This window comes from Mesorhizobium sp. M1004 (assembly GCF_040318795.1).
GTDB lineage: Bacteria > Pseudomonadota > Alphaproteobacteria > Rhizobiales > Rhizobiaceae > Mesorhizobium.
Window position 1 is genome coordinate 211,851 of record NZ_JAMYNB010000004.1, and the last position, 16,070, is coordinate 227,920.

The window sequence follows — 16,070 nt, forward strand, 5'->3', positions numbered from 1 at the left end:
AGTCGAACCGACCCCCTCTGGCCTGCCGTCCATCTCCCCCTCAATGGGTAGATTAGCGCCTCACCGGCTGGCTACCGGATTTCAGCCCTGCAACAAGAATTGCGGCCACGATGGCCGCTGACGGTTGCGGTTCTGGCGAAATCCGGCCAGAAGCATCTAGGCCGGCAACCGGCCGGCCCGCGACGTTGCGCTTGAAACCAGATACGGGAGACTATTGGGTGGCTCGCATAACACTGAGACAATTGCTCGACCACGCCGCCGAATACGGCTACGGCGTACCCGCCTTCAACATGAACAATATGGAACAGGGCCTCGCCATCATGGAGGCGGCCGAGGAGACCAAGTCGCCGGTCATCCTGCAGGCCAGCCGCGGCGCCCGCGCCTACGCCAATGATGTGGTGCTGGCCAAGCTGATCGACGCGCTGGTCGAAATCCACCCCGACATCCCGGTCTGCATGCATCTCGACCATGGCAACAACGAAGCCACCTGCGTCACCGCCATCCAGTACGGCTTCACCTCGGTGATGATGGACGGCTCGCTGAAAGAGGACGGCAAGACGCCGGCCGACTATGCCTACAATTCCGGCATCACCCGGCGCGTCGTCGACATGGCGCATTGGGGCGGCGTGTCGGTGGAAGGCGAGATCGGTGTGCTCGGTTCGCTTGAGAGCGGCGGCGGCGAGCAGGAAGACGGCCACGGCGTCGAAGGCGCCATCAGCCACGACCAGCTCTTGACCGATCCGGAACAGGCGGTCGAGTTCGTCAAGGACACCCATGTCGATGCGCTGGCTGTCGCCATGGGCACCAGCCACGGCGCCTACAAATTCTCACGCAAGCCGGACGGCGCGGTGCTGGCGATGAACGTCATCGAGGAAATCCACCGCCGCCTGCCCAACATGCATCTGGTGATGCACGGCTCGTCCTCGGTGCCCGAGGACCTGCAGGAAATCATCAATAGATATGGCGGCCAGATGAAGCCGACCTGGGGCGTGCCGGTGGAAGAGATCCAGCGCGGCATCAAGCACGGCGTGCGCAAGATCAACATCGACACCGACAACCGCATGGCGCTGACCGGCGCCATCCGCAAGGTGCTGACCGAAAACCCGAGCGAGTTCGATCCGCGCAAATACCTGACGCCGGCCATGGCCGCGATGCGCAAACTGTGCAAGGAGCGCTTCGAGCAGTTCGGCACCGCCGGCAATGCCCAGAAGATCAAGCCGCTGCCGGTAGCTGAGATGGCCAAGCGCTACAAGTCGGGCAGCCTTGATCCGAAGTTTGGGTGAAGTCCCCTGGCGCCTCTTCCTTCTCCCCTTGTGGGGAAGAAAGAAGAGCTATTGACATAAAAAAGGCCGGGCGCGAAAGCAGCCCGGCCAAAAGAAGGTCAAGAACCTTCAGAGGGGAACACCGTTCGGTGGAATGGGAGGAAACCGCCGAACGATAATTCCTATATGCGCGCATTCGCTGCGGTTGGCGACGAACGGCTTTCTAAAACAATGCGGGATGCGGAAATTTCGTTCTTGTCTTCCAAGATTTCAGCCGGCTGAGCGCCGGTTTCCAGGAGATCGGCGTAGTGCCGGCGCGCCACGTCGGGATGCGAGCGCAGGCGGCTCTTCAGCACATTGGTACCGACATTGCGAAACAGCGGATTGTCGGGATCGCTGGCCGGACCCCGCGCCTCGGCCGCCAGTTCCTCGGGCAGGTTGAGCAGCGGGATCGTGGCGTCGAGCCGGGCGCTGAAGAAGAAGGGCACCGAAATCCGCTCGACACCGGCCGGTGGCGTTACCACGCGGTGGACCGTTGCTCTCAGATACCCGTTGGAGGCCAGCTCGAGCAGTTCGCCGATGTTGACCACCAGCGTGTCGGGCAGCGGATCGACGTCGACCCAGGCACCGTCATATTCGACCTGCAGCCCCTTGCTCTCGTCCTGCAACAGAAGCGTCAGGAAACCGCCATCCTTGTGCGCGCCGACGCCCTGGTTGTCGCCGGTGGCGTCGCGGCCGGGGTAGCGCACGATCTTCATGCGATGGTTGGGCTCGGCCCGGTAGACGGGATCGAAGGCGTCCTCGGCCTGATCGAGCGACAAAGCGAAGGCCCGGAGCAGCCGGATCGCCACCGCCGTCGCCTTGGCCTGCCATGCGAGTAGCGCCGGCTTCAGCTCGGGCAGCGTGGCCGGCCACTGGTTGGGCCCTTGCAGCCGCGTCCAGGCGGGCACGCCGGGGCCTTGTTCGATGGCCGGGCGTTCGACGCCGATGTCGAGCTGTTCGCGCCAGTCGGCCTTGCCTTTGGTCAGCTCGCCGCCGGCGCGCGTGTAGCCGCGGAACTGCGAGGACTTGACCATTTCAATTGCCAGTTTGTCGGCTTCCGGCAGGGCAAAGAAGCGGCGCGACGCGTCGAGCACTTCTGCGGTATCCGCAGCCGATATGCCGTGGCCGGTCAAATAGAAGAAGCCGACATCGCGCGCGGCCGTGCGCAGGTCGAAGAGAAACGTTCGCCGTTCCGAAGCGCCCTGCTCGAGGCGGCCGAGATCAAGCACGGGTACGATCCTGGGCATGGTCAAGCTCCTTGTTTCGCTGTCACGGTGGCACGCAGGCCGGTCCGATCAAAGCAACGCGCAACCCAATCTCGGCGCCGATAGAGAAAGCCGGCGCTGCGTTTGGCAGCCTGCCGGCAAATAACGTTCGTGGCCGCTCATCCGCGCCGGTCCAGCCTGGCGACCAGCCGGTCGCCGACCCACTGGATGCCGCAAACGAGAATGATCAGCACAATGACCACGGCGACCATGACGCTGGTCTCAAAACGCTGGTAGCCATAGCGGATGGCGAGATCGCCGAGCCCGCCGGCACCGATGGCGCCGGCCATGGCCGAAGCGCCGATCAGCGTTACCAGCGTCACCGTGAAACCAGCAACGATGCCGGGCAAAGCTTCGGGCACCAGCACCTCGCGGATGATCGTCCAGCGATTGCCGCCCATCGCGCGTGCCGCCTCGATCAGGCCGCGATCGACCTCGCGCAGCGACACTTCGGCGATGCGGGCATAGTAGGGCGTCGCCGCAATCGACAACGGCACGATCGCCGCCCAGGTGCCGATCGAGGTGCCGACGATCAGCCGCGTCACCGGGATCAGCGCCACCAGAAGGATGATGAAAGGCACCGAGCGGAAGCCGTTGATGACGGCGCCGAGCGCGCGGTTCACCCACAGGCTTTCGGCAATGCCGCCGCGCTCGGTGGCAATCAATGCCAGGCCGAGCGGCAGCCCGAAGACGAGCGAGATGAGGCCCGATGCCGCCGTCATCAGGACCGTCTCCCAGATCGAGCGCAGCAGAAGTTCAAACAGAACCGGCGACATGGCCAAGCACCTCCACCCGTGCGTCGCGGGCCTTCAGGAATGCGATTACTTTGGACAGATGTTTCGGATCGTTGCCCGCGACCGCAAGGAACAGCGTGCCGACCGGCTGCTGCTGGACATGGTCGATGCCACCATGGACGAGGCGGAACCGTCCCGGCACGGCCACCGCAAGATCGGACAGCAGCGGACCGCGCGCGGCCTCACCTGCGACGTCGACCCTGAGGATGAGCTCGGCGCCGCCTCCGGGAGCAAGCCGGCCGGCAATCTCGGCCGGCAGTTGCGGGCGGATGCCGCCGAGCAGGCTCCTGGTGATTTCGGAACGCGGCTCGGCAAAGACCGACCACACCGGGCCTTGTTCGACGATGCGCCCGGCATCGATCACCGCGACGCGGTCGGCGATCGAGCGGATCACCTCCATCTCGTGGGTGATGAGCAGGATGGTGAGGCCGAGCTGCCGGTTGATGTCTTTCAGCAAGGCCAGGATGGAGCGCGTCGTCTCCGGATCGAGCGCTGAGGTCGCCTCGTCGGACAGCAGCAGCGCCGGCCGCGCGGCCAGCGCCCTGGCGATGCCGACGCGCTGCTTCTGGCCGCCCGACAGCGAGGACGGATAGGCCTTCGCCTTCTCCGACAGGCCGACGAGATGGAGCAATTCGGCGGCGCGCGCCAGCCGTTCGGCCTTTGGGCGGCCCTCGATCTTCAGCGGCAGCGCGACATTGTCCTCCACGGTCTTGGCCGACAGCAGATTGAAGTGCTGGAAGATCATGCCGATGCGACGCCGCAGCGGCTGCAATTCACGCTCGCCGAGCCGGCCGATCTCGCGGCCCTCGATGAAGACGTCGCCGGAGTCCGGCCGCTCCAGCCCGTTGAGGCAGCGGATCAGCGTCGACTTGCCGGCGCCGCTGCGGCCGATGATGCCGAGGATCTCGCCCTTGCGCACCGTCAGCGAGACGCCGTCGAGCGCAGGCGTCGCGCCGAAGCGGCGCTTGAGGTCGACCAGGCGTACGACATCTTCCTGCCCGGCCGATATATTGACCGGACCGGATGCCTCGGCCGTGACGTGCTGGTTCATCTCACTGTCCGTTTCAACGCTCGACAAATGCGACAGCGGCCCGCTCAACAGCGGGCCGCCTGCTCCTGACAACCAGGCGCCAATCAATAGGCGCTGATCCCGGTGCCCTTGTAGACCTTGTCGAACTCGGCCTTGACCGCCTCGTTCTGGTAGGACGCGACCAGCGTCTTCACCCACGCCTCGTTCTCGTTGCCGGATTTCACGGCGATGAAGTTGCGGTAGGGGTTGTCGGCCACCGGCTCCTGGGCGATGCGGTTGTCCGGGCCGAGACCGCTCTTCAGCGCCCAGTCGGTGTTGACGACAGCCGCGTCGAGATCCTCGACCGAGCGGCCGACAATGCCGGCGTCCAGTTCCTTGATGACGACCTTCTTCGGGTTCTCGGCAATGTCGGCGGTAGTCGCCAGGATGCCGGTGCCGTCCTTCAGCTTGATCACGCCTTCGTTCTGCAGAACGCGCAACGCGCGGCCCTCATTCGAGGGGTCGTTGGGCAAGCCGATGACGGCGCCTTCGGGCAGGTCGGCAACCTTGGTGTATTTCTTGGAGTAGAGGCCGATCGGCCAGACGCCGGTGTAGCCGACGCGCACGATGTGGTACCCTTGGGTCTTGATCTGGTTGTCGAGATAGGGCTGGTGCTGGAAGGCGTTGGCGTCGATCTCGCCGCGCTCGAGCGCCTCGTTGGGCTGGGTGTAGTCGTTGAACACCACGGTCTCGACGGTCAGGCCTTTTTCGGCGGCCTGGGCGACGACGACGCGCCAGACATCCTCATCCTCGCCGCTGATGATGCCGACCTTGATAGACTTCTTGTCCTCGGCGAAGGACGGCGTCGGCTGAGCCAGACCAACAAGCGTGATGGCCGAGGCAAAAAGTGCCGCAAGGGCAGCTCGCCGGCTGATGGCTGAAAAAAGAAGAGAGCTGGAAGCGTTTCCGCGTTCGGACATTGTCGATCCCTCGTAATCCTGAAGTCATTGCGGCGAGGTGGAATACCAAGCCTTGACGACATCATCGGCAATGCTGCTTGCCGGATCAAAGAACCGCATTTCTTCTCAAACACGAAGCCGGGAATATTCTCTCAAAGATTTCGCGATTGCGAGAACGCTCACGCCGGACCGGTCAGAATGTCTCGACAAAGGGCCGCAGCTCGACCTCGAAGCTCCAGGCGCTGCGATGCTGGCGATGGGTCGCGAGATAGGTCTGCGCGATCGCATCGGGCGACAGCTGGCTGTCCGGTCGCTCGGGCTTCGTCCCGACCGGCTCGATCTGGCCGTCGATAATGAAATGGGCGACATGGATGTTCTTCGGGAAGAGTTCGCGCGCCATCGACTGAGCCAGACCGCGCAGGCCGAATTTCGGCATGGCAAAGCCGGCGGAGTTGGGAAAGCCCTTGATGCTGGCGGAGGCGCCGGTGAAAAGAATCGAACCGGAGCCGCGCGCAAGCAGCCGCCGCGCCGCTTGCTGGCCGACCAGGAAGCCGCCATAGGCGCCGACAAGCAAGGCTTGTTTGACCGCATCGGGATCGACCTCGGCGATCGGGCCGCGCGTGCGGCCGCTGGCATTGAAGACGGCAAGGGCCAGCGGGCCTTGCTTGTCGGCGGCGTCAAACAGGCCGGCGACGGAGGCCGGATCGGCGACGTCGGTTTCGACGGCCAGCGCGCCGGTTTCCCCGACCAGCGCCGCGAGTTTGGCCGTGTTGCGGGCGGCCAGCACCACACGATAGCCTTCCGTGGTGAGAAGGCGTGCCAAAGAGGCGCTCAGGCCCGCACCCGCGCCGGCGATCACTGCGACTTCGGATGCCATGTCGTTTCTCCTTGGCGATGACGTGTTCGTCTCATAGCTGGCGTCTTGAGCGGCGAGACGCAAGAACGGCGTTGCTCGATTTTCGCTGTTCGGTGAAAAACCCTGCCGGCAGGTTCGGAGCAATCGACCGCGGCCAGGGTCTTGCCTGGCGAGACAATCCGTCCGACAGGTGATTGCGTTGGAATCGCAAACGGTGTCGCAAGGGAGTCGACCGTGGAACCAATCTGGGCCGTCGGCCTGATGACCGGCACCGTGCTTGACGGCAATATCGACGTGGCGCTGATCAAGACCGATGGCGAGCGGATCGCCGATTTCGGCACCTATACGCTGGCCCCCTACCCCGCAGCGATCCGTGCCTTGCTGGAGGAGACGCTGCGTCAGGCCCGGGTGTGGAATTTCGACGGGCCGGAGCCGGCGATCTTTGCCGAAGCCGAGGAGGCGCTGACGCGGGCGCAGTCGGCGGCGGTGAAGGACCTTGTCGAAAGCTACGGCCTGACCATGGGCGATATCGGCGTGGTCGGTTTTCACGGCCAAACCGTGCTGCATCGTGCCCCGCAACCCGGGCGGCGCGGCGATACGCGCCAGTTGGGCGATGGCGCGCTGATGCATTCCATTTTGGGCGCCAAGGTCGCCTATGATTTCCGCTCGGACGATGTGCGCGCTGGCGGCCAGGGCGCACCACTGGCGGCTGCCTACCACGCGGCGCTTTTGAGGGAAGCCGACGCCAGCGGGGACACCGCTGTGCTCAATCTCGGCGGTGTCGGCAACGTCACTTGGTGGGACGGCAAGGACAACATCGTCGCCTTCGACACTGGCCCGGCCAACGCGCCGCTCAACGATTTCATCAAGGCAAACGGCCTCGGCGAGATGGACCGCGACGGCGCACTGGGCGCGGCCGGCACCGTCGATGAAGTGCGGCTGGCCAAATTGCTCCAGCATCCGTATCTGACCAAGCCCTATCCGAAATCGCTCGACCGTTTCGACTTCGGCGCCGCCATGGCCGACGGCCTCGGCGCAGAGGATGGGGCGGCGACGCTGACGGCCTTCACCGTCTCGGCCGTCGGCAAGGCGCTCGATTTGTTGCCGCGCCGGCCGAAGCGGCTGGCGGTCAGTGGCGGCGGCCGCCGCAACCCGACGATGATGGCGATGCTGGCGAGGCGCGCCAACGTCGAGGTTGTGCAGGCCGAGACACTGGGCTGGAAAGGCGATGCGGTGGAGGCTGAATGCTTTGCCTTCCTTGCCGTGCGCGTGCTGCGCGGCCTGCCGATCAGCTTTCCCAGCACCACCGGCGTGCCGCGGCCGATGCAAGGCGGGCGGCTGGCAGGTTAGAGCTTCTTCTGCAGGAAGATGCGGCTGCGGCCGACGGGAAAGTCAGGCAGTTCGCCGAAGCGCCGGTAGCCTTGCCGCTCATAGACTTTGGCCGCTGTCGGATTGAACGTATCAATCCAGGCGTTTTGGCAGCCGCGCTTGACCGCTTCCTCCTCGGCAGCGCCCAGCATGTCGCCGGCCATATGCCGGCCGCGCAGGCGTTCGTCGACCCACAGCCACTGCACATAGAGCCAGCCCCAGGCGGTGTATCCCGAAATGCCGGCGACGACAGCGCCGTGCTCATCACGAACGAAGACGGCGATCGGCTTGCGGCCGGAGGGGCCGACATCGCCGTCATTGAACGCCGTCAGCCGCTCGGCCAGGAAGGCGAGGTCGTCTGACGAGGGGTCGGCAGTGGTTTCAAGCGTCGTCTTCATCCGGGCGGGGCTCGCATGGCAAGCCAAGCTCTAGCGAAGGACGGGATGAGAACGCAAGCTTTACGGCTTGATGGGCAGCGGCGATCGCCATGACCCCGCTGCTGCCGCAACCAGCATCAGCACGGCGGCGACGATGGCGCAGATGGCAAAGCCGAACGATGAATAAAGCGGCCCGAAGCTGGTGGTGCCGATGAAGACGGCGAGGTAGGTGACCGAGCTGTTCAGGCCCATGATGGTGCCACGGCGCGACGGATCGAGCGCGGCAAGGCGCATCACCAGCACGTTCAGGCCGAAATGATTGGCAAGGCCCCAGATGGCGATGATAGCCAGGATCAGCACGAAATTGCTGCTTGCGAGCGCGATCGCGACATAGACGACGGCGACCAGCAGATAGGCGAAAGGCATGACGCGCCGTGCGCCGATGCGGTCGATGACGCCGTCGAGGAAGGCCGCGGCGCCGAAGCCGGCGCCGTAGGCGAGTGCGGCCAGCGCATTGGCGCTGACGGGCTCGCCCAGATCCTGGTGCAGATGATCGCCGAGATAGCCGTAGACGCCGTAAAAAGCGGTCATGAAGGCGGTGCAGGCGATGAGCAGCGGCACGATGCCCGGAATGGCCAGCGCAACGAACGGCGACGGCGCCGGGCCGCTCTTCCTGACGTCGCTGAGCGAGGTCATCGACAAGGCAGCAAGCGCAATGGCGGAAAGCACCGCGACGGCGGCGAAGACGGCGCGCCAGTGCACGAGATCGGCAAGCACGGCCGACAGCGACACGCCGGCCACCATGGAGACCGTCCAGCCGGTCAGCACGACGCCGATCGTGCCGCTTTCGCGGCCGGGCGGCGCAATTGCCGCTGCACTGGCATAGATGGCCGGCATGGCGACGCCGGCGGCGATGCCGGCGACGGCCTGGGCCGCGACCAGCATGATCACCGTCGGCGCCAGCGCGCTGACGAGAAGCCCGACCGCCAGCAACAGCAGAGCGCCCTGCAGCATGCGGCGGGCGCCGACGCCGTCGATATAGCGGGCGAGGAACAAAGCGCTGGCGGAAGTGCCGAGACCGAAGGCAGCCGACGCGGCCATCACCGCCGGCACGCTGGTGCCGAAGGATGCGGCGACTGCCGGAGCAATTGGACCCAGGACCAGCGAGTTCGAGCCGATGACGGCGATGCAGCCGGTCAGGAGGTAGGCCAGCGCCGGGATCGGCTGATGGAGCGTTGCAGCTTGATGCGCGTTCGTCATCGGGTCATAATGGCCGAACTGGATTCCGCGACAACAAGGAATTTCGATATGGACGAAGAAACAGATGGGGTTCTGCAGAACAAGGTAGCTCCCCGCGAGCTCGACGCAATCGACCGAAAAATATTAGGCGTGCTGGTCGAGGATGCGACGATCAGCTACGCCGAACTTGGCGAACGCGTCTGCCTTTCGCCGCCGGCGGCGCATGAGCGGGTCAAGCGCCTGCGGCGCAGCGGCGCCATCCGCGGCACGGCTGTGATCATCGACCCGAAGGCGGTGAAGAAGCCGCTGCTCACCTTCGTGCATATCGATACCAAGGGCTGGGGCAAGACACCGGAGCTGATGGCCGTCTCCCAATATCCTGAGGTCGAGGAAATCCATTCGGTGGCCGGCGACACCTGCATGCTTCTCAAGGTCCGCACCGAGGACACCAGGGCGCTCGAAGGCCTGCTGGCGCGTCTCTACGAAACGCCCGGCGTCACCTCGACGCGAAGCTATGTCGTGCTGTCGACCTATCTCGAGCGCCCGGTGCAGCCCGAGATCACGGCGCAATGGCCGACGCCCCGGCATATGGCCACGCCGTTGTACTGATCTGCGCTATCTTCGTCTTGCCGGGGCCACAACAATCCTTCACAAACGGCACCCTATATTGATGCCAGGCATTGATTTGGGGTGACGAGAGGCGCGGCTTGGAATTCGAACTGAAAACCATCGAGGCGCTGGCCCCCGATCAGGCGTCGCTAAGCGCCGCCTCGAAGCTCACCAAGCGCTCGAACTGGCCGCGGCTGGAGAAGAACGAGCAGCAGGCGCTGATCTGGGGCGAATGCCAGGGCTCGGGATCCAACCCCTATCGCACCGTCGTCGACACCGGCGACCACGGCTACAAATGCACCTGCCCGTCGCGAAAATTTCCCTGCAAGCACACGCTGGCGCTGATGTGGATCGCCGCCACGGCGCCGGCCAGCTTCACATCAGCCGAAACAACGCCGGAATGGGTCAATGACTGGCTTGGCCGGCGCAGGAAGAGTGCGCCCCCGCCGGTCGACGCAAAGTCTGGCAGGGGCGCGTCTGGCAAGAGCATTGGCGAGGCCTCGCAGGCAGAGGAAAGCACCGTCGATGACGCCGCCGCGACGGAGCGCCGCGAGACGGCGCAGCGCAAGCGGGCGGAAGATACGCGCACCGCGGTGGCAGGCGCGCTGGACGAACTCGACCAGTGGATTGCCGACCAGCTGCGGCTCGGCCTTTCCGCCTTTGCCGACGCCAGCAGCGAGCGCTGCCGCCGCATTGCCGCCAGGCTGGTCGACATGAAAGCAACGGCGCTTGCGGGACGCATCGACGAAATCCCGGCCCGGCTAATGGCGCTGCGCAGCGAGGAACGGCCGGACGCGGCGATCCGCGAACTCGGCAAGCTGGTGCTGCTGGCCAAAGCCTGGCGCTCGGCGCCCGACGATCCCGAGCTGAAGCGACTGGTGTCGGCGTCCGAAACCCGCGACCAGGTTCTGTCCAGTCCCGACGCGAAGCAGGTCGACAGCCATTGGGAGGTCGTCGGCGAGAAGATCGAGACCCGCCGCGACGGTCTCGTCAGCCATTCGACCTGGCTGCTCGATCTGAAAAGCCCGACGCCGCAGTTTGCGCTGCTGCTCGATTTCTTTCCGGCTTCGGCCGGCCGCCGCTCGGCGGCGTTCACGCCCGGTGACCGGTTCCACGCCCGCCTGGTATTCTACCCGTCGCGCCAGCCACTGCGGGCCTTGGTGGCGGAGCGCAAGGGCGACGTCGTGTCGGGCGCCTGGCCGGATTTCGGCCTCGACGCTGTCAAGGACCCGCTCGCGGCGCATGCGGCGCACCAGGACGCAGCGCCCTGGTCGACCGATAGCCCGCTGATGCTGCCTGCCGGCGCGATCCTGCTCGATGAGCGCGGCACCGCCTGGTGGCAAGCGGCGCACGACCCGCAAGGGATCGCCCTGCCTGTCGCCGGAACCGTCGATCAAACCGTGCTCGGTCTCGACCTTTCGGCAACGGCAGCCCTGTGGAACGGCGCGCGGCTCGATCTGCTCGCCGCGCAAAGCGGCTTCGGGAGGCTCGATCTGTCATGAACGAGCTCGAGCAAACCGGCCTGGCGACGATGCGCGACTGCTGGATCACCGGCGGAACTGCGTTCGATCTGGCGCCAGCCGCGTGGAAGGAAATCGCCGGCGGCGCAAGCCCGGACGAACGGGAGCGGCTGTTGCTGGCCATCGCCGCGCAGGCGCTCGATGTGGGCTTAAGGCCAGCCGCGCCGAAGTCGCTGAAGCGGCGCCCGCCGCTGCCGAGGCTTGGCCTGCCGCTGCTGCCGGAGCGGTTGCGGCCGCTGTTGCGGGCTGCCTTGAAGAACACCGCCGATGCGCGGCGCAAGGCGCGCGTGGCGACGCTCGTCGCCGGCCGTGGCTACGTGCTGCATCCGATGGACTGGATGCCGTCGGCATCAGACCAGAACAGCCCTGACATCTATGCGCCGTGGATCGACTGGCAGGCCAGCGTCGAGGGGCTGAAGATTGCGCCGCAGGAGCAACTGACGGTGCAGAACTGGGATGACTTTTACCCCGCCGCGCGCCGTATCGCGTTGACCGAGATGCGCCGTCGCGATCCGGCCACGGCCCGCAGCCTGATGGAAGCGAAGGCGCCCGGCGAGCCGGCGGAAGTCCGGCTGGCACTGATCGAACTCATGCATTTCGGCCTGACGCCTGAGGACGCGCCGTTCCTGAAAAGCCTGGCCACTGACCGCTCCGGCAAGGTGCAGGAACTGGCGAGCCGGCTGCTGGCGAGGTTGGGCGAGCACGGTCGTGTTGGTGGCGGTGCCGACGATCCCGTTGCCGAACTTGCCGCCTTCATCGCAGAAGGCAAATCCGGCTTTATCCGCCGCCGCACCACCTACACCCCGGCAAAACTCAAATCCCCGGCGCAGGAAAAGCGCCGCGCCGAACTGTTCGAGACCTGCAATCTGGTCGACCTTGCTTCCCGATTTGGGGTCAGCGAACCCGATTTCATTGCAGCCTGGCAGTTCGGTGCCGACAACAATGCCGACATCCAGATCTCACGAATGGTCGCCGCGTCGGGCAGCGACGCTGCAGTAACGCAGATGGCCGACACGCTGATCGCCGAGGGTGGCAAGCCGGCACTGTTCGTGCTGCACCTGACACCGCGCCTGGATAGCCGCAGGAAGCGTGTCCTGGTCAGATTGATCCTGAAAGATACGCCGCAGTATGTTAGCACGCTCACCCTTGCCGAGGGCTTCGAAGCCAACTGGCTGGATTGGCCCGACCTGACGAACGGCCAGAGCTTGGCGGTGTTGCGTTCGGCTGTCGCCGGCAATGATGACGCGATGAAGCGAACCGTCGACGACCTGTTGGAAACTTTGGGCTTTCTGGCCACTGCGGCGACAGCGGAAAAATTGATCGAGCATGTCGTTGCGGCCGGCATGCCGCCGGCGGCAGCCTCGCTCGCTTTCCTGCGCCTCAACGCGGCCCTGACGGGAACCAACCCATGACAATCCGGAGAACAGCACCATGAACGCAGCCATCCGCCTCCCCGTCGAGCAGGCCTATGCCGCTGAACTGCAGGCGCTGGCGCGCAATGACGACAAGCAAAAACCTGCGGGATGGAGCCTCTCGCCAAAGGCCGTTCTGACCTACCTGCTCGGCGGCAAGGCAAGCGACGGCACCGTGATATCGCCAAAATATGTCGGCCGCCGCCGACTGATGGAAACGGCGGTGGCGACACTCGCCACGGACCGCGCGCTGCTGCTGCTCGGTGTTCCCGGCACCGCAAAATCCTGGGTGTCGGAACATCTCGCCGCCGCCATCATGGGCAATTCCACGCTGATCGTGCAGTGCACGGCCGGTACCGACGAGAACCAGGTCCGCTACGGCTGGAACTATGCGCAGCTTTTGGCCAAAGGGCCGAGCCAGGAGGCGCTGGTGCCGACGCCGCTCTACCGCGCCATGGAGAGCGGCAAGCTATGCCGCCTGGAAGAGTTGACGCGCATGGGCTCCGATGTACAGGACACGCTGATCACCGTGCTGTCGGAAAAGATGATGCCGATCCCGGAGCTCAACACCTCGCTCTATGCCCAGCGCGGCTTCAACATCATCGCCACCGCCAACAATCGCGACAAGGGCGTCAACGAGCTGTCCTCGGCGCTCAAGCGCCGCTTCAATGTGGTGGTTCTGCCGCTGCCCGAAGACATGGCCGAAGAGGTGGCGATCGTCTCCAAGCGGGTCGACGAGATGGCCGGCGGCCTCGACCTGCCGGTGCCGAAAAATGTCGGCGAGGAGATTGCGCGCGTGCTGACCATTTTCCGCGAGCTGCGCTCGGGCGCAACCGCTGACGGCAAGGTGACGCTGAAGACGCCTTCGGGTTCATTGTCGACCGCCGAGGCGATCGCCACCATGGTCGGCGGCCTCAGCCAGGCGGCGTGGTTCGACAGCGGCAAACTCGGCGCCGAAGGCCTCGCCGCCAGCCTTGTCGGAGCGATCGTCAAGGACCCGGTGCAGGACAAGGTGGTGCTGGAGGAATATCTCGAAACGGTGCTCAAGAAGCGGCCGGACTATGCCGGCTATTACGCGGCACTGAACGCAGCGATCTGAGGTCATGAGCGACGTCGCCTATTTCGGCATCCGTCATCACGGGCCGGGCTCCGCCGACAGCCTGGTGCAGGCGCTGCGGGACTTGCAGCCGGTCGCGGTGCTGATCGAAGGGCCGAGCGACGCGTCCGCCCTGCTGCCATTGCTGGCGCGCCCGCAGATGCAGCCGCCGGTGGCGCTGCTCTGCTACCCCGAGGACGACCCGGCCGCGACAAGTTTCTGGCCGTTCGCCGAGTTCTCGCCGGAATACCAGGCGGCGGTGTGGGCGGTGGAGAACAAGGCGGCATTGCGGTTCATCGACCTGCCGTCATCGGCACGGTTCGCGGCACCGGCAACCGACGACACCGACAAAACGGCTGACGCCGACAAGCCCGAACCCAAGGACGAAACCGGTGAGGATGGCGAGCCCGCATCGCATCGCGACCCGATCGGCACGCTGGCTGCGGCCGCCGGCTATGAAGATGGCGAAAGCTGGTGGGCCGACATTATCGAGCAGAATCCGCAGCCGGGTCCAATCTTCGCTGCCATCACCGATGCGATGACGACGCTGCGCGACGGCGAAGGTGCGATCGCGCCGTTCGAGGCCAAGCGTGAAGCGCATATGCGATTGGAAATCGCCGCCGCGCGCAAGGAATTCGCCGGACCGATCGCCGTCGTCTGCGGCGCATGGCATGTGCCTGCCCTGCAGGCCGCGCACACGCAGAAGAACGACCAGGCGCTGATCAAGGGAATTGCCCGGCGCAAAAGCATCATGACATGGGCGCCATGGACCGGGCCGCGTCTTGCGCTGGGCTATGGTTATGGCGCCGGCGTCGTCGCGCCCGGCTGGTGCAAGCATCTGTGGCGCACACGAGGGCGGCGCGACGCCGCGACGCTGTGGCTGGCGACGATCGCGGCGGTGCTGCGGGCGAAGGGCCATCTGGTGTCGACCGCGTCGCTGATCGAGGCCGAGCGGCTTGCGCGCACACTGGCTGCCATTCGCGAGCGGCCGAAGCCCGGCTTCGAGGAATTGCGCGATGCCGCGATCGCGGCGCTGTTCAACGGCGAAGCGGTGCTGTGGGCGCTGGTCGAGGCCGAGCTGCTTTTGGGCGCGGATGTCGGCGAGATTCCGCCCGACACGCCGCTGGCGCCGCTGATCGAGGACCTGCAGCGCAACCAGAAGGCGGCGCGGCTGAAGCCGGAGGCGCTGGAACGCGAGCTGTCGGTCGATCTGCGCAGCGAAAGCGGACTGTTTCGTTCGACATTGCTGCACCGGCTGAACGTGCTTGGCGTGCAATGGGGCAGGCTGGCCGACGCCGGCCGCAGCCGCGGCACCTTTCGCGAAAAATGGACGCTGGCCTGGGAGCCGGAATATGCCGTGCGCCTGGTCGAGAACCTGATCTACGGCCCGACTATCGAAAAGGCCGCCAATGGCCGCCTGATCCAGATGCTCGGTGCGGCCGCGAGCCTCGACACGCTTGCCGCCCTTGTCCAGAGCGCCATTACGGCAGATCTGTCGGAGGCCGCGAGCGCCGGCCTTGTAGCGTTGGAGGCGCGCGCAGCGCACAGCAGCGAATGCCTGGAGATGCTGGCCTCGGTGCCGCCGCTTGCCGACATCATCCGTTACGGCGAGGCGCGCAAGACCGAAACCAACCGGCTGTCCGGTTTGTTGGAACGGTTGATCGTCGAAGGCGCGATCGCGCTGCCCTATGCGGTGCGCGACCTGGACGAGCAGGCCGCCACCACGCTGGTCGGTGCTGTGCGCAAGGCCGACACGGCGATCCGGCTGGTCGAGCCCGGCGAAGACGTGCTCGATGCATGGCGCAACGGCATGACCGGCGTGCTGGAAGGTCCGCGCTCGACGGCGCTGCTCGCCGGCTGCGCCGCGCATCTGCTCTATGAAGCCGGCCAACTGTCGGCAGAGGACGCCGCCGGGCTGCTCGGACGCAGGCTGTCGCCGGGGACGCCGGTCGCCCAGGCAGCGGGGTTCTTCGAAGGTTTCTTCAGCACTGCCGGCCAGCGGCTGATCTATGACGAGGGCCTGCGCGGCGCCGTCGATGGGTGGCTGAAATCGCTCGACGAGGACGCTTTCATCGCGCATCTGCCATTGCTGCGCCGCGTCTTCTCCAATCTGGACTCGATGGAGCGGCGGCGGTTGATCGAGGCCGTGCTCGGCCGCACCGCAAGGTTGCCGGCCGGCCTGACGCCGGCGCCGGATGGCGGCGAGGGCTGGCGCCGTCACCTGGAGCGGCTTGGGCCATTGCTGGCGGGCGGAGTGTGACA

Annotated in this window: 14 protein-coding genes; 7 read left to right on the top strand and 7 right to left on the bottom strand. The window is 65.7% G+C overall.

Annotated features, from left to right (window positions below; all coding sequences use genetic code 11):
- Positions 1 to 218: 218 nt before the first annotated feature.
- Positions 219 to 1,283 (top strand): class II fructose-bisphosphate aldolase, encoded by a 1,065-nt coding sequence (fba, locus tag NKH54_RS10330; protein WP_023687044.1) that lies wholly within the window; start codon positions 219 to 221, stop codon positions 1,281 to 1,283.
- Positions 1,284 to 1,444: 161 nt separating this feature from the next.
- Here the strand turns inward: fba and NKH54_RS10335 are convergent, their stop codons facing one another.
- From NKH54_RS10335 to NKH54_RS10355, 5 genes are all read right to left on the bottom strand, one after another.
- Positions 1,445 to 2,551: an isopenicillin N synthase family dioxygenase gene (locus NKH54_RS10335; protein WP_023709947.1), complete on the bottom strand. Its 1,107-nt coding sequence runs from the start codon at positions 2,549 to 2,551 to the stop codon at positions 1,445 to 1,447.
- Between the two features lie 137 nt (positions 2,552 to 2,688).
- Positions 2,689 to 3,345 carry a methionine ABC transporter permease gene (locus tag NKH54_RS10340; protein WP_023668578.1) on the bottom strand — a complete coding sequence of 219 codons (657 nt, stop codon included), beginning with the start codon at positions 3,343 to 3,345 and terminating at the stop codon, positions 2,689 to 2,691.
- Positions 3,326 to 4,414 carry a methionine ABC transporter ATP-binding protein gene (locus tag NKH54_RS10345; protein WP_023834850.1) on the bottom strand — a complete coding sequence of 363 codons (1,089 nt, stop codon included), beginning with the start codon at positions 4,412 to 4,414 and terminating at the stop codon, positions 3,326 to 3,328. Before NKH54_RS10345 ends, NKH54_RS10340 begins: the two co-directional genes overlap by 20 nt.
- A gap of 83 nt (positions 4,415 to 4,497) precedes the next feature.
- The gene (locus tag NKH54_RS10350) at positions 4,498 to 5,352 is read right to left on the bottom strand and encodes a MetQ/NlpA family lipoprotein (RefSeq protein ID WP_023745558.1); all 855 of its coding nucleotides are present in this window, start codon (positions 5,350 to 5,352) and stop codon (positions 4,498 to 4,500) included.
- 172 nt (positions 5,353 to 5,524) lie between these two features.
- The gene (locus NKH54_RS10355; protein ID WP_023668581.1) at positions 5,525 to 6,208 is read right to left on the bottom strand and encodes an SDR family NAD(P)-dependent oxidoreductase; all 684 of its coding nucleotides are present in this window, start codon (positions 6,206 to 6,208) and stop codon (positions 5,525 to 5,527) included.
- 213 nt (positions 6,209 to 6,421) lie between these two features.
- On the opposite strand from NKH54_RS10355, the gene NKH54_RS10360 reads away from it, so the two are divergent.
- Positions 6,422 to 7,537: an anhydro-N-acetylmuramic acid kinase gene (locus tag NKH54_RS10360; RefSeq protein WP_023709949.1), complete on the top strand. Its 1,116-nt coding sequence runs from the start codon at positions 6,422 to 6,424 to the stop codon at positions 7,535 to 7,537.
- Here NKH54_RS10360 and NKH54_RS10365 read toward each other — a convergent pair.
- On the bottom strand, positions 7,534 to 7,953 hold the full coding sequence (locus tag NKH54_RS10365) for a GNAT family N-acetyltransferase (RefSeq protein WP_023684459.1): 420 nt from the start codon (positions 7,951 to 7,953) through the stop codon (positions 7,534 to 7,536). The genes NKH54_RS10360 and NKH54_RS10365 overlap by 4 nt on opposite strands.
- A gap of 60 nt (positions 7,954 to 8,013) precedes the next feature.
- Positions 8,014 to 9,192: an MFS transporter gene (locus NKH54_RS10370; protein WP_353028145.1), complete on the bottom strand. Its 1,179-nt coding sequence runs from the start codon at positions 9,190 to 9,192 to the stop codon at positions 8,014 to 8,016.
- A gap of 48 nt (positions 9,193 to 9,240) precedes the next feature.
- Here NKH54_RS10370 and NKH54_RS10375 point away from each other — a divergent pair, with 48 nt between their 5' ends.
- The 5 genes from NKH54_RS10375 (at position 9,241) to NKH54_RS10395 (ending at position 16,068) form a co-directional block, all read left to right on the top strand.
- Positions 9,241 to 9,780, top strand: coding sequence for an Lrp/AsnC family transcriptional regulator (locus NKH54_RS10375; protein ID WP_023687041.1), 540 nt, complete (start codon positions 9,241 to 9,243; stop codon positions 9,778 to 9,780).
- Between the two features lie 98 nt (positions 9,781 to 9,878).
- Positions 9,879 to 11,282 (top strand): SWIM zinc finger family protein, encoded by a 1,404-nt coding sequence (locus NKH54_RS10380; protein ID WP_353028146.1) that lies wholly within the window; start codon positions 9,879 to 9,881, stop codon positions 11,280 to 11,282.
- Entirely contained in the window at positions 11,279 to 12,712 is a 1,434-nt protein-coding gene (locus tag NKH54_RS10385) for a DUF5691 domain-containing protein (protein WP_023738416.1), read from the top strand. The genes NKH54_RS10380 and NKH54_RS10385 overlap by 4 nt, the downstream gene beginning before the upstream one ends.
- Before the next feature lie 19 nt (positions 12,713 to 12,731).
- Complete coding sequence (locus tag NKH54_RS10390; protein ID WP_023673899.1) at positions 12,732 to 13,811, top strand: ATP-binding protein; 1,080 nt, start codon at positions 12,732 to 12,734, stop codon at positions 13,809 to 13,811.
- Between the two features lie 4 nt (positions 13,812 to 13,815).
- Entirely contained in the window at positions 13,816 to 16,068 is a 2,253-nt protein-coding gene (locus NKH54_RS10395) for a DUF5682 family protein (RefSeq protein WP_353028147.1), read from the top strand.
- Positions 16,069 to 16,070: the final 2 nt, after the last annotated feature.

Bases quoted from the DNA above. Each gene is read 5' to 3' on its own strand.
- NKH54_RS10335 (WP_023709947.1), bottom strand. From the start codon at position 2,551: ATGCCCAGGATCGTACCCGTGCTTGATCTCGGCCGCCTCGAGCAGGGC.
- NKH54_RS10340 (WP_023668578.1), bottom strand. From the start codon at position 3,345: ATGTCGCCGGTTCTGTTTGAACTTCTGCTGCGCTCGATCTGGGAGACG.
- NKH54_RS10345 (WP_023834850.1), bottom strand. From the start codon at position 4,414: ATGAACCAGCACGTCACGGCCGAGGCATCCGGTCCGGTCAATATATCG.
- NKH54_RS10350 (WP_023745558.1), bottom strand. From the start codon at position 5,352: ATGTCCGAACGCGGAAACGCTTCCAGCTCTCTTCTTTTTTCAGCCATC.
- NKH54_RS10355 (WP_023668581.1), bottom strand. From the start codon at position 6,208: ATGGCATCCGAAGTCGCAGTGATCGCCGGCGCGGGTGCGGGCCTGAGC.
- NKH54_RS10365 (WP_023684459.1), bottom strand. From the start codon at position 7,953: ATGAAGACGACGCTTGAAACCACTGCCGACCCCTCGTCAGACGACCTC.
- NKH54_RS10370 (WP_353028145.1), bottom strand. From the start codon at position 9,192: ATGACGAACGCGCATCAAGCTGCAACGCTCCATCAGCCGATCCCGGCG.
- NKH54_RS10375 (WP_023687041.1), top strand. From the start codon at position 9,241: ATGGACGAAGAAACAGATGGGGTTCTGCAGAACAAGGTAGCTCCCCGC.
- NKH54_RS10385 (WP_023738416.1), top strand. From the start codon at position 11,279: ATGAACGAGCTCGAGCAAACCGGCCTGGCGACGATGCGCGACTGCTGG.
- NKH54_RS10390 (WP_023673899.1), top strand. From the start codon at position 12,732: ATGAACGCAGCCATCCGCCTCCCCGTCGAGCAGGCCTATGCCGCTGAA.
- NKH54_RS10395 (WP_353028147.1), top strand. From the start codon at position 13,816: ATGAGCGACGTCGCCTATTTCGGCATCCGTCATCACGGGCCGGGCTCC.